Source organism: Pantoea sp. PvP021 (assembly GCF_054056055.1).
Genome location: NZ_JBSRXX010000012.1, coordinates 37,638 through 62,907, shown reverse-complemented (window position 1 = coordinate 62,907; position 25,270 = coordinate 37,638). Strand labels below are relative to the sequence as shown.

Sequence of the window (25,270 nt, the reverse complement as noted above, 5' to 3'; positions counted from 1 at the left end):
GTCAGATGAGAACGAACCTGATGGTCGCCATCTGCCAGAACAATCGAGGTCATGATGAAAGCATTTTCAACTGAGAGCACCTTACTGATCGTCGGCATGGTGGTCGCCTACATCCTGTTCACCACCTGGCTCACCTGGCGGCTGCGCAGTAAAACCAGCGGCGACTTTATGGAAGGCTCGCGCGCCATGCCTGCTTTTATCGTCGGCATTATGCTGATGTCTGAATATATCGGGGCAAAATCCACCATCGGCACCGCGCAGGCGGCCTTTGAAGATGGCTTCGCCGCCTCATGGTCGGTGATTGGCGCGGCAATTGGCTTCCCGCTGTTTGGCCTGATACTGGTCAAACGCATCTACAACACCGGAAAGATCACTATCTCCGGTGCTATCGCCGAGAAATATGGCAGTTCGACCAAAAATATTATCTCGCTGATCATGATCTATGCGCTGTTGCTGGTAAACGTCGGTAACTACATCAGCGGCGCGGCGGCGATCTCCACCGTACTCAAGATCGATCTGACCCAGGCGGCTTTTATCACTGCGGTGGTCAGCACCTTCTACTTTGCATTTGGCGGCATGAAAGGCGTGGCCTGGGTCACGCTGCTGCACAGCGCCATCAAGTATATGGGGATCCTGATTATCCTCTATGTGGCGCTGAAGATGACCGGCGGCGTCGCCCCGATGATGGAAAAAATGCCGGCGTTCTACTGGACATGGGATGGTCACGTCGGTGCCAGTACCATTGTGGCCTGGCTGATCGGGACCGTAGGTTCGATCTTCTGTACCCAGTTTGTGATTCAGGCGATCTCCTCCACCAAAGATGTGAAGTCAGCGAAGCGCGCCACCTGGGTCGCCTTCTTCTTCTGCCTGCCGATTGGTCTGGCGATGGCGCTGATTGGCGTGGCAGCGAAGTTTGCTCACCCGGATATCAAGAGCCTCTATGCGCTGCCGGTGTTTCTGCAGGATATGTCACCGTGGCTGGCGGGCATTGTCACCACCTCGCTGGTGGCCTCGATTTTCGTCAGCGTCGGTACCGTGGCGCTGGCCATCGCCTCGCTGGTGGTGAAAGACTTTTACGTGCCTTATCGTAACCCGACCCCAGAGCGCGAATTTAAAATGACGCGCTGGATCTCGATTGGCATCGGCTTCTTCCCGCTGCTGTTTGTTCTGTTCTTCCCGGAAGTGCTGAAGCTCTCGTTCTTTACCCGTGCGATTCGTCTGTCGATTACCGTTGTAGCGATCATGGCATTTTACCTGCCGTGGTTTAAGAGCACACGCGGCGCCAATGCCGGTCTGATTGGCGCCTGCGTTGTCACTTCCGTCTGGTTCCTGATGGGTAACCCGTTTGGTATCGACAATATGTACGTGGCGCTGATCACCCCGGCAATTATTATGGTAATTGACCGCTGTATCCCGTCACGCCAGTCTCAGCCTCAATCGCAACACAATGCACAAAACAGTGGAGCCTAAAATGACTCAGGAAACCGTCACCGCAGAACGCACCGGCCTGCTTGCGCCTCACCCGCAGGATAGCGCGCAGCAGGTTGCGATGCTGCCCTCCTCCTGCCCGCAAAACCACGCGGCTAACCTGCTGCCGCTGCCCGATGGCGATCTGCTTTGCGTCTGGTTTGGCGGCACGCAGGAAGGGATTGCCGATATCTCTGTCTTGTGTTCACGGCTGCGAAAAGGCAGCGATCGCTGGAGTGAAGCACAAAAACTCTCTGACGATCCGGGCCGTTCAGAACAGAATCCGGTGCTGTTTCTCGATCCCGACCAGGTGCTGTGGCTGCTGTGGACGGCGCAGAAATCGGGCAATCAGGACACCGCGATAGTTCGCTATCGCCAGTCTCACGATCTGGGCCAGAGCTGGGGGGAGATCAAAACGCTGCTGGATAAGCCCGGCACCTTTATTCGCCAGCCGATTGTGGTGCTGCCCAACGGTAACTGGTTGCTGCCGGTGTTTTACTGCCTGACGCAGCCCGGCGAAAAGTGGGTCGGCAGCTATGACGTGAGCGCGGTAAAAATCTCAGAAGATAAAGGCCAGAGCTGGCGCGACGTCAGCGTGCCTGACAGCACCGGCTGCGTCCATATGAACGTTACCCTGCTGGATGATGGCTCGCTGCTGGCGCTCTACCGCAGCCGCTGGGCCGACCACATCTATCAGAGCCGCTCGTTTGATCAGGGTGAAAGCTGGAGCGCGCCACAGCCGTTGTCGCTGCCCAACAATAACTCCTCAATTCAGGTCACAACGCTGCGCAATGGTCATCTGGCGCTGGTGTTCAATGCCATGAGCGCCGAAGGTGCCAGCGAACGCCGGTTGTCGCTGTATGACGAAATTGAAGACGATGAAGAGGAAAGTGATGTTGCCGTCGCCGCTGAGCCGGTGGTGCACAGTGGTCGCACCGCTTTCTGGGGTGCGCCACGTGCGCCGATGACGCTAGCTATCTCAACGGATGGCGGTAAAAGCTGGCCGCTGCAGCGCAATCTGGACGAGGGCGATGGCTACTGCATGACCAATAACTCCCAGCAGAAATTAAACCGTGAGTTCTCCTATCCCAGCATTAAACAAGGCCTGGATGGCGAACTGCATATCGCCTACACCTGGTATCGTCAGGCGATTAAGTATGTGCGGGTCGCGGAGTCATGGGTGAAGGGAGGTGATGCGTGATTGAACGGATGGTGCTGGTGACCGGGGCCAGCTCCGGCATCGGTCAGGCGATTGCTGACCGTTTACTCGATGAGGGCTGGCAGGTTATCGGCCTGAGCCGCTCGGCGATAAGCCGGGCAGAAGCGGGCTGGCAGAGTCATCAGATCGATATCAGCGACAGCGCCGCACTGCAGGCTTTACTGGACGCGCTACCGGTGCCGCAGGCGGTGATCCATGCAGCCGGTATGATGCAGGCCGCGCCGCTTGGGGAGCTGGATCTGAACGCCAGCACACGCTTATGGCAACTGCACGTTGCCGCTGCTGAGCAGCTGGCGAATCATTTTGCACCGCGGATGCGTGTGGGCGGCAGAATTGTGCTGCTGGGCAGCCGGACATCAGGCGGTGCGGCGGGCCGCAGTCAGTATGTCGCCACCAAATCGGCGATGATCGGTATGGTGCGCAGCTGGGCGGCGGAACTCGCTCCGCGCGGCATTACCGCCAATATTGTGGCGCCAGGCGCCACCGAAACGCCGATGCTGCAACAGCCGGGCCGTGCCAGTTCACCGCCCCGTCTGCCTCCCATTGGCCGCTATATTCAGCCGCAGGAAGTGGCCGGGCTGGTCGATTTCCTGCTCTCCCCTGCGGCGGCGGCGATCACCGGCCAGCAGCTGGTAATGTGTGGCGGTGCATCGCTGAGTTAGTTAACAGGCCGGGCTGCTGAGTTCGCCCGGCCTTATAACCGTAAAGGATTGCCTTACTGTCTTACCGTACGGGTTTGCCGTACTGGTTCATAAACTGGCGATAAGCAGCGATCACCAGCTGAAAATCTTCAATGCCGCAGAATGAGAGGCTCTCTTCGTCGTAGTAGTTCATCCCCTCTTCCATACCGTCATCTTCCAGAGCCAGCAGGTTGGCGCGGATCATCACCTCCTCTTCATCCAGCAGAATGGTGTACTCGCTGCCGATCCGCTGCCACTGACGTACGCTGCCTTTGACATCTTCAATGGCGGCTTCAACTTCATCCAGCAATCCCGGATCGTTTTTGACCTCTTCGTTGAACCAGTGGCCGACCGCTTCATGATCCATCGACATGCGAACCTTAATCTGTCCGGTCACATCGCGTAAAAATTCATATTCCATCGCCCGTTCCTCTCAACGTCGTCGTCTCACCTGGTAAGTGTCCGTGCTGCTCTCGCGGCAAAGTGTGACACGTCGCGCATTATTACAGGCTGTCTGCCGAAAGCCAGCTTTTGATCGTCTCTCTACCCCATGCTGAGACGAAAAAAAGGGGCGAATCATCGCCCCTTATTCATGCCTGCAAGGTGAAGAATCAGACCGCGGTCTGGAAAATCACACCATCAGCTTTGTCGGTGTACTGCGTCAGCTGGTCGAAGTTGAGATAGCGATACGTGTCGCTGGCCGTTTTATCGACCTGCGCCATGAATTGCTGATACTCATCAGGCGTTGGCAGTTTGCCAAGCAGAGACGCGACCGCAGCCAGCTCCGCTGACGCCAGGTAGACGTTAGCGCCGTTACCCAGACGGTTCGGGAAGTTACGGGTCGAGGTAGAGACCACCGTCGAACCATCTGCAACACGTGCCTGGTTACCCATGCAGAGTGAACAGCCCGGGATCTCGATACGCGCACCGCTTTTGCCGAATACGCTGTAGTAGCCCTCTTCGGTCAGCTGTGCCGCATCCATCTTGGTTGGCGGTGCCACCCACAGACGGGTTGGCAGCTGGCCTTTGTGACTATCCAGCAGTTTACCCGCAGCACGGAAGTGACCAATGTTGGTCATGCATGAGCCGATAAACACTTCGTCGATCTTCTCACCCTGAACGTCAGAGAGCAGACGTGCATCGTCCGGATCGTTTGGCGCACAGAGGATTGGCTCTTTGATTTCAGCCAGATCGATTTCGATCACGGCGGCATATTCAGCATCGGCATCCGGCTCAAGCAACTGAGGATCGGCCAGCCATTTCTCCATACCGTCAATGCGACGCTCCAGCGTACGACGATCGCCGTAGCCTTCTGCGATCATCCACTTCAGCAGCACGATGTTAGAGCTGAGGTATTCGATAATCGGCGCTTTATCCAGCTTGATGGTACAGCCCGCAGCGGAACGTTCTGCTGACGCATCGGACAGCTCAAACGCCTGCTCGACTTTCAGATCCGGCAGACCTTCAATCTCCAGGATGCGACCAGAGAAGATGTTTTTCTTACCTTTCTTCTCAACGGTCAGCAGACCCTGTTTGATGGCATACAGCGGAATGGCGTGAACCAGATCGCGCAGGGTAATGCCCGGCTCCATCTTACCTTTGAAGCGCACCAGAACCGATTCCGGCATGTCGAGCGGCATTACGCCAGTCGCGGCGGCAAACGCCACCAGGCCTGAACCCGCCGGGAAAGAGATGCCGATAGGGAAACGGGTGTGCGAGTCACCACCGGTACCGACGGTATCCGGCAGCAGCATACGGTTCAGCCAGCTGTGGATAATGCCGTCACCCGGACGCAGTGACACACCACCGCGGTTCATGATGAAGTCTGGCAGCGTATGGTGCGTGCTCACATCCACCGGCTTCGGATACGCGGCGGTGTGGCAGAACGACTGCATCACCAGATCGGTAGAGAAGCCCAGGCAAGCCAGATCTTTCAGCTCGTCACGGGTCATCGGGCCGGTGGTATCCTGCGAGCCAACCGAGGTCATTTTAGGTTCGCAATAGGCACCCGGACGAACGCCGGTCACGCCACAGGCGCGGCCAACCATTTTCTGCGCCAGCGAGAAACCACGGGTGCTCTCCGCGACATCTTTCGCCTGACGGAATACGGTGCTGTGCGGCAGACCCAGCGACTCGCGCGCTTTGGTGGTCAGACCGCGACCGATGATCAGCGGAATACGGCCACCGGCGCGCACTTCGTCAATCACTACTTCGGTTTTGAGCTCGAAGCTGGCCAGCAGCTCATTGGTTTCGTGGTTGCGGACTTCGCCTTTGAATGGATAGATGTCGATCACATCGCCCATGTTCAGGTTGTTTACGTCCACTTCAATGGGCAGTGCGCCCGCATCTTCCATGGTGTTGAAGAAGATGGGTGCAATTTTGCTGCCCAGCACCACGCCGCCGCCTTTTTTATTTGGCACGTTCGGGATGTCGTCGCCCATAAACCACAGCACCGAGTTGGTGGCGGATTTACGTGAAGAACCGGTTCCGACAACATCACCGACATACGCCAGCGGGAAACCTTTGGTCTTCAGAGCTTCGATCTGTTTGATCGGGCCGATATTGCCCGCGTCATCAGGCTCAATGCCTTCACGGGCATTTTTCAGCATCGCCAGGGCGTGCAGAGGAATGTCTGGACGTGACCAGGCATCCTGGGCCGGAGAGAGATCGTCGGTGTTGGTTTCGCCAGTGACTTTAAACACGGTAACCGTGATCTTCTCTGCCAGTTCAGGCCGTGACAGATACCATTCCGCATCTGCCCAGGATTGCATCACCTGCTTCGCGTATTCATTACCCGCTTTCGCTTTCTCTTCGACATCATAGAAGTTGTCGAACATCAGCAGCGTGTGTGAAAGGGCTTTCGCGGCAATCGGAGCCAGTTTGCTATCGTCCAGCGCCTCAATCAGCGGATGAATATTGTAACCGCCCTGCATGGTGCCAAGCAGTTCAACCGCTTTTTCAGAAGATATCAGAGGAGAGGTTGCTTCGCCTTTGGCGACAGCCGCCAGGAAACCGGCTTTGACATACGCCGCTTCATCGACGCCAGGTGGGACGCGGTTGACCAATAAATCGATCAAAAATTCTTCTTCACCCGCAGGTGGATTTTTTAGCAGTTCAACCAGCGCGGCCATTTGGGAAGCCTCTAAAGGCTTAGGTACAATTCCCTGGGCAGCACGCTCGGCAACGTGCTTACGGTATTCTTCTAGCACGACGTTATCCTCGCTCTCATTATGTAGGGCTTTCCGACCACCTTGCTCACTTATGGAGAACAATCTTCCCTTTCTCGTCCAGGTTGAGGTGCCCGGTTTCGCGGAGGGCAGAATAGCAGTATTTCGTCTGTTTGTTAATCTGTTTACAAAAATACAACATAATCCACTACGGCCATTCTGCCCGCTTAACTCCCTGCATCAGCCAGCTGAGTCGGCTGAATGGGTCTCTCTGCAGCGTACCGCATTCCACACAAATGGCTGCAGGTTTATGTCAGTTTTGCCGTGGCTTTAGCGAAGTGATTCAGGGAAATAGATAACTGGCAGGAATAGAAGCCGGCGTGTTTATGGGGTACAGCGGAGGTGAGCTCAGAAGGATAACAACACCAGGCCGGAAATCAGCCTGATGCAACTGACACCGAATCCGTCCTGCTGATTACTACTGATAAAACCCTGGTCGGTAAATCTCCTTTTCATCCTCACAAGTTGCACGTCAGAAGCTACAAGACAGAGACTGCTATTCAGAAGAGGTCGTCATGACCTCTTCTGTGCATGCTTAATTTTTCAGATTTTCCGGAAAATTAGCGGGCAACTGGTCAGGCGGACAGTCGATCACGCTTTCGTTATTTTCGCCCACATCGCGGATTATGGTCAGCGTCGCGAACTCATCAATCACTTCGGTTGGATAAGCCGGACCCGCTTCGCGGAATTTTGCCATCTCTTCCAGATGATCATTCTGGAAGCAGACGGTTTTTTCCGGATTATTCATTACCCAGCGTGGGAAGAAGATGGTGCCGTGGAAAATTTTATCAGCCAGATTAACGGCCAGGCTGACATCGGTACCGGTTGGTTCAGTCCAGGAAACTTTATAGACATCCTGCGCCAGACGAACGACATAGACATGCTGATTTTTAACCCAGCGATTACCGACCATACCGCTGTGAATGCGATAGTCGATGGTGCTGGCATTTTTAATGTAGAGCTCGTAATTCCAGCCGTTGTCATAGGTGTAAACCAGATGTTTGCCGACGATGCCAGACAGGTCATGTTTATCGAAAGTGCTCATGGTTAATTCCTCATTTGTTTTCCTTGAGGAGATTATTGCGCGTTACAAAACCGATGAATAACGCTATTTTTAGCACTAAATCATTTAATTTTTAGATGAGTGAGCATGTACAAGACAACACTCGAACAGTGGTATCTGCTCGACGCAGTAGTGAATGAGGGGAGTTTTGCGCTGGCAGCGGAGAAGAACAATCGCAGCCAGTCCTCACTGAGTTATCAGCTGAGCCTGTTACAGCAGCGGCTGGGTTTGACCCTGCTTCAGCAGGAGGGCCGCCGCGCTGTCCTGAGTGCAGAGGGACATCAGTTGCTCGCGCAGGTACGTCCGCTACTGGAGGGATTCGGCGCGCTTGAGGCGCAGGCCAGTGCACTGCAACGCGGCGAGCGTTCACGCATCGATCTGATGGTCGATGCGACTCTGCCCAAACCCTTACTATTCGATGTGCTTCAGACCTTTCAGCAACGCTATCCGCATGTCCGCATCTGGTTTAGCGAAATCGTCCGAAGCGAAACGCCTGACAGACTGGCGGAGCATCAGGCTGATCTCTGGCTGGTGGCGCAATATGGCGACACGCCGCTAGCAGGCGAAAGCCTGATGAGTGTCGATTTCGTCGCCGTCGCCCATCGCGACCACCCGCTGCACCGCGAATCCGCCCCGCTTAATGCTGCTACGCTGGCACGCTGGCCCTGCATTACCATTCTGGATCGTCAGCAGCAGCAGCAGTCAGAGGTCAATGGCGATCAGGCGGAGAACTGGTCATTCACGACGCTGTCGGCAGCCATTGAAGCGGTCCAGCATCAGTTAGGTTATGGCTGGCTGCCGGAACAGAATATCGCAGCGCTGTTAGAGAGCGGTGAGCTCCGTCCCCTGCCGCTGCTGCAGGGCCGCCGACGCAGTAGTTCGCTGGTGATGTATATCAATGAAGAGAGACTACCCGGCAACAGCGCCATTACTGCCCTGGCACAAATGTTTATTGAACGAGTGGCTGCATGGGAGATGCGTGGTTAGATGAAGGTTAGCTTGCTGCCTAATCTTCTGAGAATTCGACTGTCAGAGTGCCACCGTCCAGCATCCCATATTGTGTTTACCGGGTGTACTGGAAACAGTGAAAGGGATAAGCCAGACCTTAGCCGAACCCTGAATTTTAGCATCCAGGAAGGTTATGCCCTGCTGATCTGCAGCCCTCTTCGCTTCCTCCCAGGAACTCCACCTATCCTGATGTTTAAGCCAGGAGCCCCGGTAATTTTGTCATAACAGTCGAATTGCTTTGTGATGAGTTTCGGGAATGGCAGAAAAGCACGCTCGTAATTATAGTCAGTTAACCTAGGAGACTGTGTCAGCGCACTGACTGATGAGCAGCGCCTGCGTTTCATTAAATTTGTTAAGCCCTGTAGTGCAGGGCTTTACGTTGCCGAGCCGTTTTCTGACATCAAAATCAGTGACGGATCTGTGAAAGTTCATCTTCTGAGAGACCGGTCATTTTCATGACGGTGTTACGGTCGATGCCGTTCTGCAGCATAGTGCGGGCAACCTCGAGTTTGCCTTCATTTCGGCCTTTCTCGATTCCACGCTGTTCACCAAGCTGAATACCTTTCTCGATACCCTTCTGCTCCAGCTGCTGTGCGATGGTCATAAGTGCGTCTCCGTGTTGCGGCACTCGCTGTGCCAGTTCGCGCACGAAGGCTTCGGAGTCAGCCGACTCGCCTGCCTGCAGTAAATAGTGTATCAGCGCTGTTACCTGGGGTGAAGAAAGATAATCGGCCATCAGTAACGTGGCCAGCCGATCGGTGAGAGTCGCGATGTCACGCTGATGTATGTGCTTCTGTAACAGCGTCAGCGCCGCCATGCTGCGGTGCCCCATGATTTCCTCATCCGGGATCACCGTGACATCCACCAGTGGAAAGGTACTGCCATAGAGGTTTTCCGCCAGCGAAGGGTCTTCAAATTCGTCGAGCCAGCGTGTTGAATACGGATAAGGGCTGCGTTTGCCGGTATAGAACAGTACCGGTATAACCAGCGGCAGCTGCTTATGGCCCGCTTCAAGGTGGCGGTGCATAGCCGCCACAGCGTATCGCATCAGCCTGAATGCCATATGCCTGTCCGGCGTAGACTGATGCTCAACCAGGACGTGTATGTACCCATCCCCGTTACTGGTCTTCAGGCTGTAGAGGATATCGCTGAAATACTGGCGAAGATCGTCTTCAACGAACGAACCGGATTCAAGTTTCAGGGTGCTGAGGTCGCATATAGCGCGCAGTTCGGCGGGCAGATGTAGTTCCATGAAGTCGCGGGCAATGTCCGGCTGTGAGAGAAACTGCCGGAAAGTGGCATCGTGAGGTGTGGGAGTGCTGTTCTTTTTTTTCATCGGGCCTGACTCTGATATTCACATTCGTAGGGGATTACAGGCCAGATGTCTGGCCACCTCCATCATCAATGCGGTTTATCCCCGCTAGCGCGGGGAACACTCTTAATGTATGTGGCTGTAAAATATTATGATTTTACCCTCATAAAAAAATCACCACTAAATTCACGTATTTAAAGATCAGTAACTCACTAATTTATAAGATTCAGGAAGAGAATCAGCCGCAGTCCATCCAGATTCACCGGAAGATGCATTCTTACGCCAGTTTTATCAATCTGGATAAAAGCATCATCAAAGACATCAACCTGACCATACGGGAGAAAGATCATAGCAACGGCTTAAGGGGTAAAAACTCATAAACGGTGCCTTTTGATTCCTCTGCCACCAATAAATTTAGCTATCGCTCAGACTTACTTTTGAGGCCTGTTAATCGGAGCAGTAATACGCTCAAGCGCTACCTGAGCCAGAAAGCCCGAGCGACTTTTGTATTCGGGGTGTGAAGCCACACAACGATCAATCCGATCAATTAACGACCTGGGTAAAGTGACATTGATTTTTTCAGAGCCGCCCAGCAAGCGAATGACATCTACATCAACCAATGCCCAGATATAACCCTGATAGTCAGGATTCGTGGCCAGAGTCTCAATGGTGGACACGGCAGGGATCTCATGACCGAGCTCTACACATAATTCGATATGCCCTGTGATAGCCTCTTTGGCGTTTTTAATGGCTTCATCAAGAGTATCCCCGGCAGAGAAACACCCTGGTAAATCGGGAACGATTACGCCGTATGCGTGTTCGTGATCACCCGCTTCAATCGCGATTGGATAAAACATATTCATACCTCTACGGACAAGCGGGATTAAATTCTCGCTTGTTTCCTGATGCTCTTTACCGTACCGATCGGTAAGTCTTTTTTAGGATGGGGTACTGTAACCAGCCCCGGTTTTGTCGGATGTGTGAAATGGTGATGGCTACCGTTTATCCCTGTCAGAACCCAGCCATCAGCCTTCATTTCGGAAATTAACGTGCTGCTATCCATCCCTGTGTCCTGTCGCGTCCCGATGAAAGCACGATAACTCTAATAACTCTCACAGGCAACGTTTTCAGGGTTATTGGGGTTACCTTTAGTCTTAACCCAAATCGATTCTTGCCATACAGCACCAAACTCCAGGCGAAAAAAAAGCCCCCATAACGGGAGCTTTCTTCTTTAGTAGCAGAAAGTTATTTCTTCTTCGCTTTCGCGTTAGGCAGATCGGTGATGCTGCCTTCGAAGATTTCTGCCGCCAGACCGACTGACTCATGCAGGGTCGGGTGAGCGTGGATGGTCAGCGCAATATCTTCCGCATCACAACCCATCTCAATCGCCAGACCGATTTCGCCTAACAGCTCGCCGCCGTTAGTACCGACAATCGCGCCACCAATAATCCGGTGCGTCTCTTTGTCGAAAATCAGTTTGGTCATACCGTCTGCACAATCAGAAGCGATAGCACGGCCTGAGGCTGCCCACGGGAAGGTGGAGGTCTCGTAGCTGATGCCCTTCTCTTTCGCTTCTTTCTCGGTCAGACCGACCCAGGCAACTTCTGGCTCAGTATAGGCAATTGAAGGGATCACTTTCGGATCGAAGTAGTGCTTCAGACCGGAGATCACTTCTGCCGCCACGTGGCCTTCGTGCACGCCTTTGTGCGCCAGCATTGGCTGACCGACAATGTCGCCGATAGCATAGATGTGTGGCACGTTGGTGCGCATCTGCTTATCGACGCGAATGAAGCCGCGATCGTCCACTTCCACGCCCGCTTTACCGGCATCCAGACCTTTACCGTTCGGCACACGGCCGATCGCCACCAGCACTGCGTCATAACGCTGCGCTTCGCCTGGTGCTTTTTTACCTTCCATTGAAACGTAAATGCCATCGTCTTTTGCTTCAACGGCGGTCACTTTGGTTTCCAGCATCAGGTTAAATTTCTTGCTGATTTTCTTGGTAAAGACTTTCACCACGTCTTTATCCGCAGCCGGGATAACCTGGTCGAACATCTCAACCACATCAATCTCTGAACCCAGCGCATGATAAACCGTCGCCATTTCCAGACCGATGATGCCGCCGCCCATGACCAGCAAGCGCTTCGGCACTTCTTTCAGTTCCAGCGCATCGGTAGAGTCCCAGACGCGTGGATCTTCATGTGGAATGAATGGCAGTTCGATTGGACGTGAACCCGCAGCGATAATGGCATTATCGAAGTTGATGGTGGTCGCGCCGCCTTCTCCTTCAACCACCAGGGTGTTAGCACCGGTGAATTTGCCAAGGCCGTTAACCACGGTGACTTTACGACCTTTTGCCATTCCTGACAGGCCGCCAGTCAACTGGTTGATAACCTTCTCTTTCCAGCTGCGAATCTTGTTGATATCAGTAGATGGCTGGCCAAACACAATGCCGTGCTCTTCAAGGGCTTTCGCCTCTTCAATCACTTTAGCAACGTGCAGCAGCGCTTTAGATGGGATACAACCGACGTTCAGACAAACACCACCCAGGGTGCTGTAACGCTCTACCAGTACGGTTTCCAGACCTAAATCCGCACAACGGAAGGCTGCAGAGTAACCTGCAGGACCTGCCCCAAGTACTACGACCTGGGTTTTAATCTCTGTACTCATCATGACCTCTTAATTGATATCCGGCGGGTCAGACTTTCTTATAATGCCCTTGTTCCACCGGGACTTTCACCGCAAGAGTTTACAGAATTGTTAACAAACTGCCAACCGCGGCGCGACGAATCGTTACAGGAAGGCCGGCTTCCGCCGGCCTTCTTTACATTTACATAACTAAACGACGAATGTCAGACAACATATTGCCGATGATGGTGATGAATCGCGCACCATCAGCACCGTCGATTACGCGGTGGTCGAAGGAGAGAGAAATCGGCATCATCAGACGCGGAGTAAACTCTTTACCGTTCCACACCGGCTCCATCGCCGATTTAGAGACACCCAGGATAGCCACTTCCGGCGCGTTCACGATCGGCGCGAAGTGCGTAGTGCCCAGGCTGCCCAGGCTGGAGATGGTGAAACATCCGCCCTGCATGTCGCCCGCTGTCAGCTTACCGTCACGCGCTTTCTTCGAAATCGCCATCAGTTCACGCGACAGCTCGGTGATGCCTTTCTTGTTCACGTCTTTAAAGACCGGAACTACCAGGCCATTTGGCGTATCAACCGCCACACCGATGTTGATATATTTTTTCAGCGTCAGTTTCTGCGCATCTTCAGACAGCGAGCTGTTGAAGCGTGGCATCTGCTCAAGCGCCGCCGCGACCGCTTTCATGATGAACACCACCGGGGTGTACTTCACATCCAGCTTACGCTTCTCTGCTTCAGCATTCTGCTGCTTACGGAAGGCTTCCAGATCGGTGATATCGGTTTTGTCGAAATGCGTAACGTGCGGGATCATTACCCAGTTACGGCTCAGGTTCGCGCCAGAAATTTTCTGGATACGACCCAGTTCGACTTCTTCGATTTCGCCAAACTTACTAAAATCAACTTTCGGCCATGGCAGCATGCCTGGCAGACCGCCACCGCTGGCTGCAGCTGGTGCTGCTTCAGCGCGTTTCACGGCCTCTTTCACGTAAGTCTGCACGTCTTCTTTCAGAATGCGACCTTTACGGCCGGTGCCTTTGACTTTCGCCAGGTTAACACCGAACTCGCGCGCCAGGCGACGGATCACCGGGGTAGCGTGAACGTAAGCGTCGTTCTCTGCGAACTCACCTTTGCTATCCGCTTTAGCTGGAGCGGGTGCCGCGGCTTTAGCGTCAGATTTGGCAGCAGGAGCCGGTGCGGCTTCCTGTTTCGCGGCCGCAGGGGCAGCCGGAGCAGCACCTTCGACTTCGAACACCATGATCAGTGAGCCGGTGCTGACTTTATCGCCGGTCGCCACTTTCAGCTCTTTGACGGTTCCTGCAAACGGCGCAGGCACTTCCATAGAGGCTTTGTCGCCTTCAACCACAATCAGTGACTGCTCAGCTTCAACTTTGTCGCCAACTTTGACCAGGATCTCGGTAACTTCAACTTCATCACCGCCGATATCCGGAACGTTAACGTCTTTTGCGCCTGCAGCCGCGGCAGGTGCCGATGCCGCTTCTTCTTTCACTTCTGGCTTTGCGTCAGAGGCCGGTGCTGCGCCTTCTGCTTCAAAGACCATGATGGCTGAACCGGTGCTGACCTTGTCGCCGGTGGAAATAGTGATCTCTTTGACCACGCCCGCGAACGGAGCCGGGACTTCCATCGACGCTTTATCGCCTTCCACCACAATCAGTGACTGCTCGGCTTCGACTTTGTCGCCAACCTTAACCAGGATCTCAGTGACTTCAACTTCGTCACCGCCGATATCCGGCACAGCCACTTCTTTGCTGGCTGTGGCCGCAGCAGCGGCTGGCGCCGCGTCCGCTTTTTTCTCTTCGGCGGCGGCAGGTGCTGCTTCCGCAGCGCCTTCAGCATCAAACACCATGATCAGTGAGCCAGTCTCAACTTTGTCACCGGTAGAGATTTTGATCTCTTTCACTACGCCAGCCTGCGGCGACGGCACTTCCATTGAGGCTTTGTCGCCTTCCACGGTGATCAGCGACTGCTCGGCTTCCACCTTGTCGCCAACTTTCACCAGAATCTCGGTGACTTCAACTTCGTCAGACCCGATATCCGGTACCTTAATTTCGATAGCCATTACTCTATTACCTCTTAAGCCAGACGCGGGTTAACTTTATCGGCATCGATATTGAATCGGGTGATCGCGTCGGCCACCACTTTCTTCTCGATCTCGCCGCGTTTAGCCAGCTCACCCAGCGCGGCAACCACCACATAAGATGCATCAACTTCAAAGTGATGACGCAGGTTCTCACGGCTGTCAGAGCGACCAAAGCCATCGGTACCCAGTACGCGATAATCGCTGGCCGGGACATAGCTACGAACCTGCTCAGCGAACAGTTTCATGTAGTCGGTTGAGGCGACAGCAGGTGCGTCGTTCATTACCTGAGCGATGTAAGGTACGCGCGCTTCTTCTGTCGGATGCAGCATGTTCCAGCGCTCACAATCCTGGCCATCACGTGCCAGTTCAGTGAACGAGGTGACGCTGTAGACATCAGAGCCGATACCGTAATCTTTCGCCAGGATCTGCGCAGCTTCTCGCACATGACGCAGGATAGAACCTGAGCCCAGCAGCTGCACTTTGCCTTTGCTGCCGTCTACCGTTTCCAGTTTGTAGATACCCTTACGGATACCCTCTTCTGCACCAGCGGGCATTGCTGGCATATGGTAGTTTTCGTTCAGCGTGGTGATGTAGTAGTAAACGTTCTCCTGCGCTTCGCCATACATACGCACCAGACCGTCATGCATGATGACAGCGACTTCATAGGCGTAAGAAGGATCGTAGGAAATACAGTTCGGGATAGTCAGCGACTGAATGTGGCTGTGACCATCTTCATGCTGCAAACCTTCGCCGTTCAGGGTAGTACGACCTGAGGTGCCGCCGACCAGGAAGCCGCGCGCCTGTTGGTCGCCCGCCAGCCACATCAGATCGCCGATACGCTGGAAGCCGAACATCGAGTAATAGATGTAGAACGGGATCATCGGCAGGTTGTTGGTGCTGTAAGAGGTCGCCGCAGCCAGCCAGGATGAACCTGCGCCCAGCTCGTTGATCCCTTCCTGCAGAATCTGGCCTTTCTCGTCTTCTTTGTAGTAAGCAACCTGCTCGCGGTCCTGCGGGGTGTACTGCTGACCGTTCGGGCTGTAGATACCAATCTGACGGAACAGACCTTCCATACCAAAGGTACGCGCTTCATCAGCGAGGATCGGAACCAGGCGATCTTTGATCGACTTGTTCTTCAGCATCACGTTCAGGGCACGTACAAAGGCGATGGTGGTTGAGATCTCTTTGTTCTGCTCATCCAGCAGCGCACTGAACTCTTCGAGTGCTGGCATTTCCAGCTTTTCAGTGAACTTCGGCTGACGTGTTGGCAGGTAGCCGCCTAACTTCTCACGCTGACCGTGCAGATACGTGTGCTCTTCAGAGCCCTTTTCAAAGGTCACGTACGGCAGTGATTCAATTTTGTCATCTGCAACTGGCACGTTGAAGCGATCACGGATATAGCGCACGCCATCCATGTTCATCTTCTTCACCTGGTGGGCAATGTTTTTGCCTTCCGCGGTGTCGCCCATACCATAACCTTTGATGGTATGCGCCAGGATCAGTACTGGCTTGCCTTTGGTGTCCTGCGCTTTTTTCAGTGCCGCGTAGATTTTCTTCGGATCGTGGCCGCCACGGTTCAATGCCCAGATTTCATCATCGGACAGATCTTTAACCAGCGCGGCGGTTTCCGGATATTTACCAAAGAAGTGCTCACGCACATAGGCACCATCACGGGATTTGAAGGTCTGGTAATCGCCGTCGACGGTTTCGTTCATCAGCTGAATCAGCCTGCCGCTGGTATCTTTGCGCAGCAGCTCATCCCAGCGACCGCCCCAGATGACCTTGATCACTTCCCAGCCAGCACCGGCAAAGATGCCTTCCAGCTCGTTGATGATCTTGCCATTACCGGTAACCGGGCCATCCAGACGCTGCAGGTTGCAGTTAATGATGAAGACCAGATTATCCAGTTTTTCACGGGTCGCGATGGTGATCGCGCCTTTAGATTCTGGCTCATCCATCTCACCGTCACCCAGGAAGGCGTAAACGGTCTGAGCAGAGGTATCTTTCAGGCCACGGTGTTCCAGATACTTCAGGAACTTCGCCTGATAGATAGCCGATAGCGGACCCAGACCCATTGATACGGTCGGGAACTGCCAGAATTCCGGCATTAATTTCGGGTGCGGATAAGAAGAGAGGCCTTTACCGTCAACTTCCTGACGGAAGTTATTCATCTGGTCTTCGGTCAGACGACCTTCAAGGAACGCACGGGCATAAATGCCGGGAGAGATGTGGCCCTGGAAATAGACCAGATCGCCGCCATCCTTCTCACTGCGCGCGCGGAAGAAGTGGTTGAAGCACACTTCATAAATCGTCGCAGAAGACTGGAAGGAGGACATGTGGCCGCCGAGTTCCAGATCTTTCTTCGATGCGCGCAGCACCGACATGATGGCGTTCCAGCGAATTGCGGAACGGATACGACGTTCAAGAGAGGTATTGCCCGGATAATCGGGTTCATCTTCAACGGCAATAGAGTTGATGTAGTTGCTGATTGCAGAAGATCCTGCAGCCACGTTTACGCCGCCTTTGCGGGCTGCACCCAGTACCTGATCAATCAGATACTGTGCACGTTCAACACCTTCTTCACGGATGACCGATTCGATCGCCTGTAGCCAGTCACGAGTTTCAATCGGATCCACGTCATTGTGTAAACGTTCTGACATGGGTGTGTTCCTTATCTGTGTCTAATACGTTGAATAATCGGGAGCCTGTTAAAGCAGATGCAGGCAGGCTCGTCTGATGTCAGTACGATCTTTGTCGCACGTTATTCCTTACGTTGCTGTAAACGACGCAGGGAGCGTTCTCGACGGCTCTGCTCCCGACTTCTGTCCAGCAAGATTTCCTCTATGAACGCCAGGTGACGGTGTGAAGCCTCGCGCGCTTTTTCTGGCTCACGAGCCACAATCGCCTCAAAGATTCTGGCGCGGTGACCGCTCACTTTTGCCAGCATTTCCCGGCGCGAGTAGAGCAATTCGAAATTCTGGCGAACGTTTTGTTCCAGCATAGGGCCCATTGAGCGTAGCAAATGTAAAAGCACAACATTATGGGCCGCTTCTGTGACAGCGATCTGATACTGCATCACTGCGTCCGCTTCGGCGTCTAAATCGCCGCTGTCCTGCGCCTGCTGGATATTCACATGGCAGTCGCGAATGCGCAGCAGGTCTTCCTCTGTGCCGCGCAGCGCCGCGTAATAGGCGGCGATGCCTTCTAAGGCATGGCGCGTTTCCAGCAGATCAAACTGTGATTCCGGATGGTCGGCGAGAAGCTCAACGAGTGGATCGCTTAAGCTTTGCCAGAGATTCTCCTGCACGAACGTTCCGCCACCCTGTCGGCGCAGCAATAATCCTTTGGCTTCTAAGCGCTGGATCGCTTCGCGGAGAGACGGACGTGAGACATCGAATTGTTTGGCGAGTTCGCGCTCAGGCAGCAGCTTCTCTCCCGGACGCAGAGTTCCTTCCATAATCAGCGATTCGAGCTGTTGCTCGATAGCGTCGGAGAGCTTAGGTTGGCGAATCTTACTGTAAGCCATCATCCCTTCTTATTAAGCCAATCGTCCGGAGTAAATTGGTAATACCAATTGCAAAGAGGTGCCGGTAAAGTAACAAAGTATTCACCTTGTGTCTATATGGTGTCTGCGACATTCACCTGCCCCCAAAGCCTGTGCTGGCGCTAACTTGCGGTTAAAAAAATGAAAAATTCGCGTTACCGCAAATGTTAAATAATTTCACTTTTACCAAACCTTACACCCGCTTAGCGCGTTAGCGCAGCGGCAGACATAAGTGAAAGCTATTCGTCATTAACGGAATTTCATGGCAGAAGTTGCTGTGGGCAGACGTGACCAGGACGGCGTTTTTTCAGTCAACTCTCAGCACGAAAGGCGAAAGCAGGTGCAAAGCGATTCGCTTATCACTATTCTTGTCGCCAGGGTAGCAGATGGCACTATTCAGTACGCCAGATACCGTAAAATAATCAATACGTTATTGTAACTACTTCATTACAGCGTCCTGCGCTGCGAACGAAGAATAAAAACATCACGAGGTTTGTATGGAACAACAGCAAGGCGAAGCGCTGAAACGTGGTCTCAAGAACCGCCATATTCAGCTCATCGCGCTGGGTGGTGCAGTGGGAACCGGCCTGTTTCTGGGCAGTGCATCGGTCATTGAATCCGCCGGACCGGCCGTAATTCTGGGCTATGCGATTGCCGGTTTTATTGCCTTTTTAATCATGCGCCAGTTAGGCGAAATGGTCGTGGAAGAGCCGGTCGCCGGCAGCTTCAGCCACTTCGCGTATAAATACTGGGGCAACTTTGCAGGCTTCGCTTCGGGCTGGAACTACTGGGTGCTCTATGTGCTGGTCGCCATGGCGGAACTCACCGCCGTTGGCAAATATGTCCAGTTCTGGTGGCCAGACTTTCCGACCTGGGCTTCGGCTGCCATCTTCTTCGTGATGATTAACGCCATTAACCTGACCAATGTGAAAGTGTTCGGTGAGATGGAGTTCTGGTTCGCCATCGTTAAAGTGGTTGCGGTGATTGGCATGATCCTGTTCGGAGGCTGGTTGCTGTTCAGCGGTCACGCGGGTCCGCAGGCTACCGTGCGCAACCTGTGGGAACAGGGCGGATTTTTCCCGCATGGCATCGGCGGTCTGGTGATGGTCATGGCGATTATCATGTTCTCGTTTGGTGGCCTGGAGCTGGTGGGTATCACCGCCGCTGAAGCGGATAACCCGGAAGTGAGCATTCCAAAAGCGACCAACCAGGTGCTGTGGCGTATTCTGATTTTCTATATTGGTTCGCTGGCGGTGCTGCTGTCACTGATGCCGTGGACGCGTGTCACGTCAGAAGTCAGCCCGTTTGTCTTTATCTTCCACGAACTGGGCGATGCCATGGTGGCGAATGCGCTCAACGTGGTGATCCTGACGGCGGCTCTGTCGGTCTATAACAGCTGCGTTTACTGCAACAGCCGTATGCTGTTTGGTCTGGCACAGCAGGGTAATGCGCCGAAAGCGCTGCTGAAGGTCGATCGTCGCGGTGTGCCGGTGTTAACGATTCTGGTCTCTGCTGTCGCCACTGCGCTGTGTGTGCTGATCAACTATCTGATGCCGGGTGAAGCGTTTGGCCTGCTGATGTCGCTGGTCGTTTCTGCGCTGGTGATCAACTGGGCGATGATCAGCCTGGCGCACCTTAAGTTCCGTCGTAAGAAAGATCAGCAGGGCGTAACCACCCGCTTTAAAGCGCTGCTCTATCCGGCGGGTAACTGGATTTGCCTGATTTTCCTGGCGGCGATTCTGGTACTGATGGCGACCACGCCGGGCATGGCGATCTCTGTCTGGCTGATTCCGGTCTGGCTGGTGATTCTGGGCGTGGGTTACTTTATCAAGAACCAGACACAGAAAGCCTGATGCTTTACCACGTGCTGCGACCTCCTGCGGGGTTGCAGCACGTCACCCGCGCCTCTCTGTCCGTCTCAACTGCCCCGATCCAGTTCACACTTCTCTCCCCGCAACTGTTTTGTCCATCTTCATAACGAATTACTCCCGTTCATCTCGCTGATTTCCTGCCAATAATTCCTGTTCACACTGGATGCGCAGGAGAAAACCATGAAAGGTACAGCCCTCCCGTTTCGGGAAAAACTGGGATATGGCATGGGCGATGCCGGATGCAACATGATTGGCGGTGCCATCATGCTGTTCCTGAACTACTTCTATACCGACGTTTTCGGCCTGGCCCCGGCGCTGGTGGGGACCCTGCTGCTCTCGGTCAGAGTGCTCGATGCGGTAACCGATCCTATTATGGGCGCGATTGCCGATCGCACCCAGAGTCGCTGGGGTCGTTTTCGTCCCTGGCTGCTGTGGGTTTCCGTACCTTATGTGGTGTTCAGCGTTTTGATGTTCACCACGCCAGACTGGACCTATCACAACAAGGTGATCTGGGCCTTCGTCACCTACTTCCTGATGTCGCTGACCTACACGGCGATTAACATTCCTTACTGCTCTCTGGGCGGCGTGATTACTAACGATCCCGGTGAGCGCGTCTCCTGCCAGTCATACCGCTTTGTCATGGTCGGCATCGCTACGCTGATACTCTCTCTGTCCCTGCTGCCGATGGCAGAGTGGTTCGGTGGCGAAGACAAAGCGCGCGGCTACCAGATGGCGATGGCGGTACTGGCAACCATCGGCCTGGCGATGTTTCTGTTCTGCTTTGCCACGGTACGTGAACGTATCCGCCCTGCCGTGCCGAGTAATGATGACCTGAAAAAAGATCTGCGTGACGTCTGGAAGAATGATCAGTGGGTACGCATTCTGCTGCTGACCTTCTGTAACGTCTGTCCCGGCTTCATCCGCATGGCGGCCACCATGTATTACGTGACCTGGGTCATGGGCCAGTCGACGCACTTCGCCACGCTGTTTATCAGCCTGGGTGTGATTGGCATGATGGTCGGCAGCACGCTGGCGAAACTGCTCACCGATCGCTGGTGCAAACTCAAAGTCTTCTTCTGGACCAATATCGCGCTGGCACTCTTCTCCAGCGGTTTTTACTGGATCGATCCCCACGCCACCGTGATGGTCGTGGTCGCCTACTTTGTACTGAATATCCTGCATCAGATCCCCTCTCCGCTGCACTGGTCACTGATGGCCGATGTGGATGACTACGGCGAATGGAAAACCGGCAAACGCATAACCGGCATTAGCTTCTCCGGCAACCTGTTCTTCCTCAAGGTGGGACTGGCGGTTGCCGGTGCGATGGTCGGCTTTCTGCTGTCGATCTATGGCTACAATGCGGGCGCTAAGCAGCAGTCACCTGAGGCGATTAACGGCATCATGCTGCTGTTCACCATTATTCCGGGTGTCGGCTATCTGATTACCGCCGGTGTGGTACGACTGATGAAGGTCGACCGCAAAATGATGATTACCATCCAGCAGGATCTCGCGCTGCGCCGCGAAAACTTCCATGAGTTACACACCGTTCGCCTGCGCGACGGTGTTGTCACGCCAACCGGAGATGTTAAATGACCGCAATCTTGCCGAATCCTTTTATCGAGCAGCGTGCCGACCCCTTTATCCTGCGCCATGAACAGTACTATTACTTTGTGGCATCGGTGCCGGAGTATGACCGGCTGGAGATCCGTCGCGCCACGACGCTGGCTGGCCTGCGCAGCGCCGAGCCGGTAGTCGTCTGGCGCAAGCCCGAGAGCGGCCCCTTTAGCGAGTTAATCTGGGCACCTGAACTGCACTACATTGACGGACAGTGGGTCATCTATTTCGCGGCAGCACCGACGCGTGAAATCAAAGAGGGACTGTTTCAGCACCGGATGTATGCGCTGGTGTGTGAGGCGGAAGATCCGCTGCAGGGCGATTGGCAGCCCTGCCGCCGGGTCTTCAGCCAGTTCGACAGCTTCTCACTGGATGCTACCCACTTCGTGCATCAGGGTAAAAACTGGTATCTCTGGGCGCAGAAAGATCCATTGATTCCCGGCAACTCTAACCTCTATCTGGCTGAGTTGCTTAATCCCTGGACGCTGAAAGGCACGCCGGTGATGCTGAGCCGGCCAGAATATGAGTGGGAGTGCGCAGGCTTTAGCGTTAATGAAGGACCGGCGGTTATCCGTCACGGGGATCGGCTGTTTGTGACCTACTCTGCCAGCGCCACCGATGAGAATTACTGTCTGGGAATACTGTCGATTGCTGCTGATGCCGACCCACTCGATGTTGCCGCCTGGCAGAAATCTGCACGGCCGGTATTTGTCTCCAGCTGGGACAACCATCAGTATGGGCCGGGTCACAACAGTTTTACCCAGGATGAGGCGGGACGCGACGTGCTGGTGTACCACGCACGTAACTACACTGAAATTGAAGGCGATCCGTTATGGGATCCGAACCGCCATACACGACTGAAATATTTCAGCTGGCGGGAAGATGGCACGCCTGATTTCGGCGTGCCGCCTGCCGATTACACCAGCGTGCCGTAAATCGTCAGCAACGCGACAGCGACCACCAGTACCAGTGAGGTACGTTTCGCTAACGCCACGGCAACCCGTGGCGTTTCGACTTTATCGGTGTGCGGATCGCGTGACAGTGAGAACTGCGCCAGAGTCGTCAGCACCTGATACTGAGAACGATGCCGATCGGTCAGCGAAGCAAACCAGGCGGGCAGCGCTTTTTCGCCATGACCCAGCAGGGCGTAAGCCACACCCGCCAGCCGCACCGGGATCCAGTCGAGAAGATGCAGAATGGCATCCACGCCAGATTGTGAACGCGCCATCGGTGTTCCATGCTTTGCCAGCCAGCCTTGCCAGGCCCGAAGAAAAGCGTAACCTACCAGCAGCACCGGCCCCCATGGACCGCCTACCACCAGCCAGAACATTGGCGCAAGGTAGAAACGGAAGTTTATCCAGATCAGGGCATTCTGCAGCTCACGCAGGAACTCGCGCTCGCTGCATTCCACCGGCACGCCATGAATCAGCGTCAGTTCAGCCGCCATCGCCTGATGCGCAGCGTCGTCATCATGACTGGCCGCTTTCAGGTAGCTGTGGTAGTGCTGTCGCACCGACCCGGCACCGATACAGAGCAGTCCGGCAACAATCCAGAAGAGCAGTTGCAGCACGCCAAACAGCAGCCCTTTCAGACTCCAGATCACCAGCGCGGTCAGCGCCATCGCCAGCACGGTCATCAGCAAGGTACGCATCATTGAGAAATGGTGGCGCTGGCGAAAGATCGGCTCCAGCCGGTGTTCGAGCTGCCAGTGCTCGCCCAGTTTAAACAGGCGCTCCCAGCCTAAAACCAACAACAAGGTAAACAACGTCATACTGACTCCGCAAAAATCAGGATTTTTGCTGCGTTAACAGCTGTTTGTAGTAGTCCCAGTCAAAAGCAGGTCCGGGATCGGTTTTGCGTACCGGTGCGATGTCACTGTGCCCCGTGATACGTGCAGGCGTTAACGGGTAGTGTTGCAGCAGTAATTGCGTCACCTGCTGCAAGGCCCGATATTGCGCCTCGCTATAAGGCTCACTGTCTGTCCCTTCCAGTTCGATGCCTATGGAGAAGTCGTTGCAGTTCTCACGTCCTTCGAACTGCGAAATGCCTGCATGCCAGGCGCGTTTATCAAAGGGGACATACTGCACGATCTCCCCGTCACGGCGAATCAGGCAGTGTGCCGCCACTTTCAGCGCGGCGATATCCGCAAAATAGGGATGGGCATCGGGCGGTAAGGTGCCGGTGAACAGTTTATCGATCCATGGCCCGCCAAATTCACCGGGTGGCAGGCTGATATTGTGGATCACCAGCAGTGAAGGTGCCTCATTATCAGGGCGTTCGTTGCAATGCGGCGACGGCACATGACGCACGCGGGTCAGCCAGCCCTGTTTGATTTTCATAGCGGTTTTCCTTATTTCACCTGGCTGAGAATAGCATGAATAATAAAGGATTCTTGCTTCTTAGTGTGCCGGTCTGATGACATTCACGCACTGCGTGTTAAGGATACTAAACAAAATACTATCAGTTGCTGGAACCGAATGGCGGTTCAGGCTATTGTGACCGCCTCTGTCATTTCCCCTTTCAGGAGTAAAACGCCTATGTCATCCCGTGGTTATGATCCCGACAGCCGTCGTCAGGCGCTGATTAAACGCATTGAAAGTGACATTCCGGATAGCGTTGCGCTGGCGTTAAAAGAGGATCTCGGGGGCGAGATCGACGCTGACCGCGATATCACCGCGCAGCTGTTACCCGCCGATACCCAGGCCGATGCGCAGGTCATCACCCGCGAAGCCGGTGTTTTCTGTGGTAAACGCTGGGTTGAAGAGGTGTTCATTCAGCTCGGCTCGCACGCGACCCTGATCTGGCATGTCGAAGATGGTGATCAGATCGAGGCTGACCAGCTGCTGTTTGAAATCGAGGGGCCTGCCCGGCTGCTGCTGACCGCCGAGCGAACGGCGCTTAATTTTGTGCAGACGCTCTCAGGCGTTGCTACCGAAGTCAGCCGCTATGTCGCGCTGCTGGCGGGAAGCCAGACGCAACTGCTGGACACGCGTAAAACCCTGCCCGGACTGCGGACTGCGCTGAAATATGCCGTGTTGTGCGGCGGTGGCAGTAATCATCGGCTGGGCCTCTCTGACGCTTATCTCATCAAAGAGAACCATATTATTGCCAGCGGCTCGATTCGGCAGGCAGTGGAAAGAGCGCAATGGCTGCAGCCCGATGTGCCGGTTGAAGTTGAGGTGGAATCGCTGGAGGAGTTACGTCAGGCGCTGGAAGCGGAAGCCGATATCGTGATGCTGGATAACTTTAGCCTGGAAGCGATGCGTGCCGCCGTCGAACTTAATCAGGGTCGGGCGTTGCTGGAGGTCTCCGGTAACGTCACCGAAACTACCCTGCCACAGATCGCCCTGACCGGCGTGGACTATGTTTCGGTTGGCGCGCTGACCAAACATGTGCGGGCGCTGGATCTCTCGATGCGCTTTAAACAAAAATAGCCTGCCTCGCCGTCACTCAACACGGCGATTTTGCGACCCTGCTTCCGGCGCAGTTTCGACTGCGCTGTAAGTCTGAAATCTGTT

20 protein-coding genes and 1 pseudogene are annotated in these 25,270 nt (G+C 54.5%); 8 read left to right on the top strand and 13 right to left on the bottom strand.

All coding sequences use genetic code 11. The annotated features are described in order from the left end of the window. The first annotated feature begins 54 nt into the window (after positions 1 to 54). Genes ACVKSX_RS21935 through ACVKSX_RS21925 form a run of 3 tightly spaced genes read left to right on the top strand, consistent with a single transcriptional unit; the run spans position 55 to position 3,348 of the window. Complete coding sequence (locus tag ACVKSX_RS21935) at positions 55 to 1,470, top strand: sodium:solute symporter family protein (protein WP_031292876.1); 1,416 nt, start codon at positions 55 to 57, stop codon at positions 1,468 to 1,470. Between the two features lies 1 nt (position 1,471). After that, positions 1,472 to 2,668 carry a sialidase family protein gene (locus tag ACVKSX_RS21930; protein WP_354439042.1) on the top strand — a complete coding sequence of 399 codons (1,197 nt, stop codon included), beginning with the start codon at positions 1,472 to 1,474 and terminating at the stop codon, positions 2,666 to 2,668. 8 nt (positions 2,669 to 2,676) lie between these two features. Further along, on the top strand, positions 2,677 to 3,348 hold the full coding sequence (locus ACVKSX_RS21925; protein ID WP_354439092.1) for an SDR family NAD(P)-dependent oxidoreductase: 672 nt from the start codon (positions 2,677 to 2,679) through the stop codon (positions 3,346 to 3,348). A gap of 61 nt (positions 3,349 to 3,409) precedes the next feature. On the opposite strand, the gene yacL is transcribed toward ACVKSX_RS21925, so the two are convergent. The 3 genes from yacL to ACVKSX_RS21910 form a co-directional block, all read right to left on the bottom strand. Beyond that, complete coding sequence (yacL, locus tag ACVKSX_RS21920; protein ID WP_010253973.1) at positions 3,410 to 3,787, bottom strand: protein YacL; 378 nt, start codon at positions 3,785 to 3,787, stop codon at positions 3,410 to 3,412. Between the two features lie 190 nt (positions 3,788 to 3,977). Beyond that, entirely contained in the window at positions 3,978 to 6,575 is a 2,598-nt protein-coding gene (gene acnB, locus ACVKSX_RS21915; protein ID WP_159226634.1) for a bifunctional aconitate hydratase 2/2-methylisocitrate dehydratase, read from the bottom strand. 553 nt (positions 6,576 to 7,128) lie between these two features. Further along, positions 7,129 to 7,638 carry a phenolic acid decarboxylase gene (locus ACVKSX_RS21910; protein WP_033780591.1) on the bottom strand — a complete coding sequence of 170 codons (510 nt, stop codon included), beginning with the start codon at positions 7,636 to 7,638 and terminating at the stop codon, positions 7,129 to 7,131. Between the two features lie 105 nt (positions 7,639 to 7,743). On the opposite strand from ACVKSX_RS21910, the gene ACVKSX_RS21905 reads away from it, so the two are divergent. Next, positions 7,744 to 8,643 carry a LysR family transcriptional regulator gene (locus ACVKSX_RS21905; RefSeq protein ID WP_060679463.1) on the top strand — a complete coding sequence of 300 codons (900 nt, stop codon included), beginning with the start codon at positions 7,744 to 7,746 and terminating at the stop codon, positions 8,641 to 8,643. A gap of 427 nt (positions 8,644 to 9,070) precedes the next feature. Here the strand turns inward: ACVKSX_RS21905 and ACVKSX_RS21900 are convergent, their stop codons facing one another. The 8 genes and pseudogenes from ACVKSX_RS21900 to pdhR form a co-directional block, all read right to left on the bottom strand. After that, positions 9,071 to 10,000: an Rpn family recombination-promoting nuclease/putative transposase gene (locus tag ACVKSX_RS21900; protein WP_061703638.1), complete on the bottom strand. Its 930-nt coding sequence runs from the start codon at positions 9,998 to 10,000 to the stop codon at positions 9,071 to 9,073. Positions 10,001 to 10,236: 236 nt separating this feature from the next. Continuing rightward, positions 10,237 to 10,326 (bottom strand): annotated as a pseudogene (locus ACVKSX_RS21895) (CRISPR-associated protein Cas1); the annotation flags it as partial. 81 nt (positions 10,327 to 10,407) lie between these two features. Further along, complete coding sequence (locus tag ACVKSX_RS21890; protein WP_010253955.1) at positions 10,408 to 10,833, bottom strand: type II toxin-antitoxin system HicB family antitoxin; 426 nt, start codon at positions 10,831 to 10,833, stop codon at positions 10,408 to 10,410. Between the two features lie 26 nt (positions 10,834 to 10,859). Continuing rightward, positions 10,860 to 11,039 carry a type II toxin-antitoxin system HicA family toxin gene (locus tag ACVKSX_RS21885; RefSeq protein ID WP_010253953.1) on the bottom strand — a complete coding sequence of 60 codons (180 nt, stop codon included), beginning with the start codon at positions 11,037 to 11,039 and terminating at the stop codon, positions 10,860 to 10,862. A gap of 182 nt (positions 11,040 to 11,221) precedes the next feature. Continuing rightward, on the bottom strand, positions 11,222 to 12,646 hold the full coding sequence (lpdA, locus tag ACVKSX_RS21880) for a dihydrolipoyl dehydrogenase (protein WP_010253950.1): 1,425 nt from the start codon (positions 12,644 to 12,646) through the stop codon (positions 11,222 to 11,224). 160 nt (positions 12,647 to 12,806) lie between these two features. Continuing rightward, positions 12,807 to 14,702: a pyruvate dehydrogenase complex dihydrolipoyllysine-residue acetyltransferase gene (gene aceF, locus ACVKSX_RS21875; protein WP_354439038.1), complete on the bottom strand. Its 1,896-nt coding sequence runs from the start codon at positions 14,700 to 14,702 to the stop codon at positions 12,807 to 12,809. Between the two features lie 14 nt (positions 14,703 to 14,716). Continuing rightward, a complete protein-coding gene (gene aceE, locus ACVKSX_RS21870; RefSeq protein ID WP_346554800.1) occupies positions 14,717 to 17,383 on the bottom strand; it encodes a pyruvate dehydrogenase (acetyl-transferring), homodimeric type in 2,667 nt (888 codons plus the stop codon). 101 nt (positions 17,384 to 17,484) lie between these two features. After that, positions 17,485 to 18,249 carry a pyruvate dehydrogenase complex transcriptional repressor PdhR gene (pdhR, locus tag ACVKSX_RS21865; RefSeq protein WP_010253942.1) on the bottom strand — a complete coding sequence of 255 codons (765 nt, stop codon included), beginning with the start codon at positions 18,247 to 18,249 and terminating at the stop codon, positions 17,485 to 17,487. Positions 18,250 to 18,764: 515 nt separating this feature from the next. On the opposite strand from pdhR, the gene aroP reads away from it, so the two are divergent. From aroP to ACVKSX_RS21850, 3 genes are all read left to right on the top strand, one after another. Continuing rightward, positions 18,765 to 20,120 carry an aromatic amino acid transporter AroP gene (gene aroP, locus ACVKSX_RS21860; protein WP_010253939.1) on the top strand — a complete coding sequence of 452 codons (1,356 nt, stop codon included), beginning with the start codon at positions 18,765 to 18,767 and terminating at the stop codon, positions 20,118 to 20,120. Between the two features lie 198 nt (positions 20,121 to 20,318). Next, entirely contained in the window at positions 20,319 to 21,731 is a 1,413-nt protein-coding gene (locus tag ACVKSX_RS21855) for a glycoside-pentoside-hexuronide (GPH):cation symporter (RefSeq protein WP_010671837.1), read from the top strand. Next, positions 21,728 to 22,687, top strand: a complete 960-nt coding sequence (locus ACVKSX_RS21850) for a glycoside hydrolase family 43 protein (RefSeq protein WP_010253932.1) — start codon at positions 21,728 to 21,730, stop codon at positions 22,685 to 22,687. Before ACVKSX_RS21855 ends, ACVKSX_RS21850 begins: the two co-directional genes overlap by 4 nt. Here the strand turns inward: ACVKSX_RS21850 and ampE are convergent. Beyond that, on the bottom strand, positions 22,669 to 23,523 hold the full coding sequence (gene ampE, locus ACVKSX_RS21845) for a beta-lactamase regulator AmpE (protein ID WP_031593556.1): 855 nt from the start codon (positions 23,521 to 23,523) through the stop codon (positions 22,669 to 22,671). The genes ACVKSX_RS21850 and ampE overlap by 19 nt on opposite strands. A 16-nt stretch (positions 23,524 to 23,539) precedes the next feature. Continuing rightward, on the bottom strand, positions 23,540 to 24,091 hold the full coding sequence (gene ampD / locus ACVKSX_RS21840) for a 1,6-anhydro-N-acetylmuramyl-L-alanine amidase AmpD (protein ID WP_010671836.1): 552 nt from the start codon (positions 24,089 to 24,091) through the stop codon (positions 23,540 to 23,542). Between the two features lie 198 nt (positions 24,092 to 24,289). On the opposite strand from ampD, the gene nadC reads away from it, so the two are divergent. After that, the gene (gene nadC, locus ACVKSX_RS21835) at positions 24,290 to 25,186 is read left to right on the top strand and encodes a carboxylating nicotinate-nucleotide diphosphorylase (protein WP_010671835.1); all 897 of its coding nucleotides are present in this window, start codon (positions 24,290 to 24,292) and stop codon (positions 25,184 to 25,186) included. Positions 25,187 to 25,270 lie beyond the last annotated feature (84 nt).

Bases quoted from the DNA above. Each gene is read 5' to 3' on its own strand.
- ACVKSX_RS21935 (WP_031292876.1), top strand. From the start codon at position 55: ATGAAAGCATTTTCAACTGAGAGCACCTTACTGATCGTCGGCATGGTG.
- ACVKSX_RS21930 (WP_354439042.1), top strand. From the start codon at position 1,472: ATGACTCAGGAAACCGTCACCGCAGAACGCACCGGCCTGCTTGCGCCT.
- ACVKSX_RS21925 (WP_354439092.1), top strand. From the start codon at position 2,677: ATGGTGCTGGTGACCGGGGCCAGCTCCGGCATCGGTCAGGCGATTGCT.
- yacL (WP_010253973.1), bottom strand. From the start codon at position 3,787: ATGGAATATGAATTTTTACGCGATGTGACCGGACAGATTAAGGTTCGC.
- ACVKSX_RS21910 (WP_033780591.1), bottom strand. From the start codon at position 7,638: ATGAGCACTTTCGATAAACATGACCTGTCTGGCATCGTCGGCAAACAT.
- ACVKSX_RS21905 (WP_060679463.1), top strand. From the start codon at position 7,744: ATGTACAAGACAACACTCGAACAGTGGTATCTGCTCGACGCAGTAGTG.
- ACVKSX_RS21900 (WP_061703638.1), bottom strand. From the start codon at position 10,000: ATGAAAAAAAAGAACAGCACTCCCACACCTCACGATGCCACTTTCCGG.
- ACVKSX_RS21890 (WP_010253955.1), bottom strand. From the start codon at position 10,833: ATGTTTTATCCAATCGCGATTGAAGCGGGTGATCACGAACACGCATAC.
- ACVKSX_RS21885 (WP_010253953.1), bottom strand. From the start codon at position 11,039: ATGGATAGCAGCACGTTAATTTCCGAAATGAAGGCTGATGGCTGGGTT.
- lpdA (WP_010253950.1), bottom strand. From the start codon at position 12,646: ATGAGTACAGAGATTAAAACCCAGGTCGTAGTACTTGGGGCAGGTCCT.
- aceF (WP_354439038.1), bottom strand. From the start codon at position 14,702: ATGGCTATCGAAATTAAGGTACCGGATATCGGGTCTGACGAAGTTGAA.
- aceE (WP_346554800.1), bottom strand. From the start codon at position 17,383: ATGTCAGAACGTTTACACAATGACGTGGATCCGATTGAAACTCGTGAC.
- pdhR (WP_010253942.1), bottom strand. From the start codon at position 18,249: ATGGCTTACAGTAAGATTCGCCAACCTAAGCTCTCCGACGCTATCGAG.
- aroP (WP_010253939.1), top strand. From the start codon at position 18,765: ATGGAACAACAGCAAGGCGAAGCGCTGAAACGTGGTCTCAAGAACCGC.
- ACVKSX_RS21855 (WP_010671837.1), top strand. From the start codon at position 20,319: ATGAAAGGTACAGCCCTCCCGTTTCGGGAAAAACTGGGATATGGCATG.
- ACVKSX_RS21850 (WP_010253932.1), top strand. From the start codon at position 21,728: ATGACCGCAATCTTGCCGAATCCTTTTATCGAGCAGCGTGCCGACCCC.
- ampE (WP_031593556.1), bottom strand. From the start codon at position 23,523: ATGACGTTGTTTACCTTGTTGTTGGTTTTAGGCTGGGAGCGCCTGTTT.
- ampD (WP_010671836.1), bottom strand. From the start codon at position 24,091: ATGAAAATCAAACAGGGCTGGCTGACCCGCGTGCGTCATGTGCCGTCG.
- nadC (WP_010671835.1), top strand. From the start codon at position 24,290: ATGTCATCCCGTGGTTATGATCCCGACAGCCGTCGTCAGGCGCTGATT.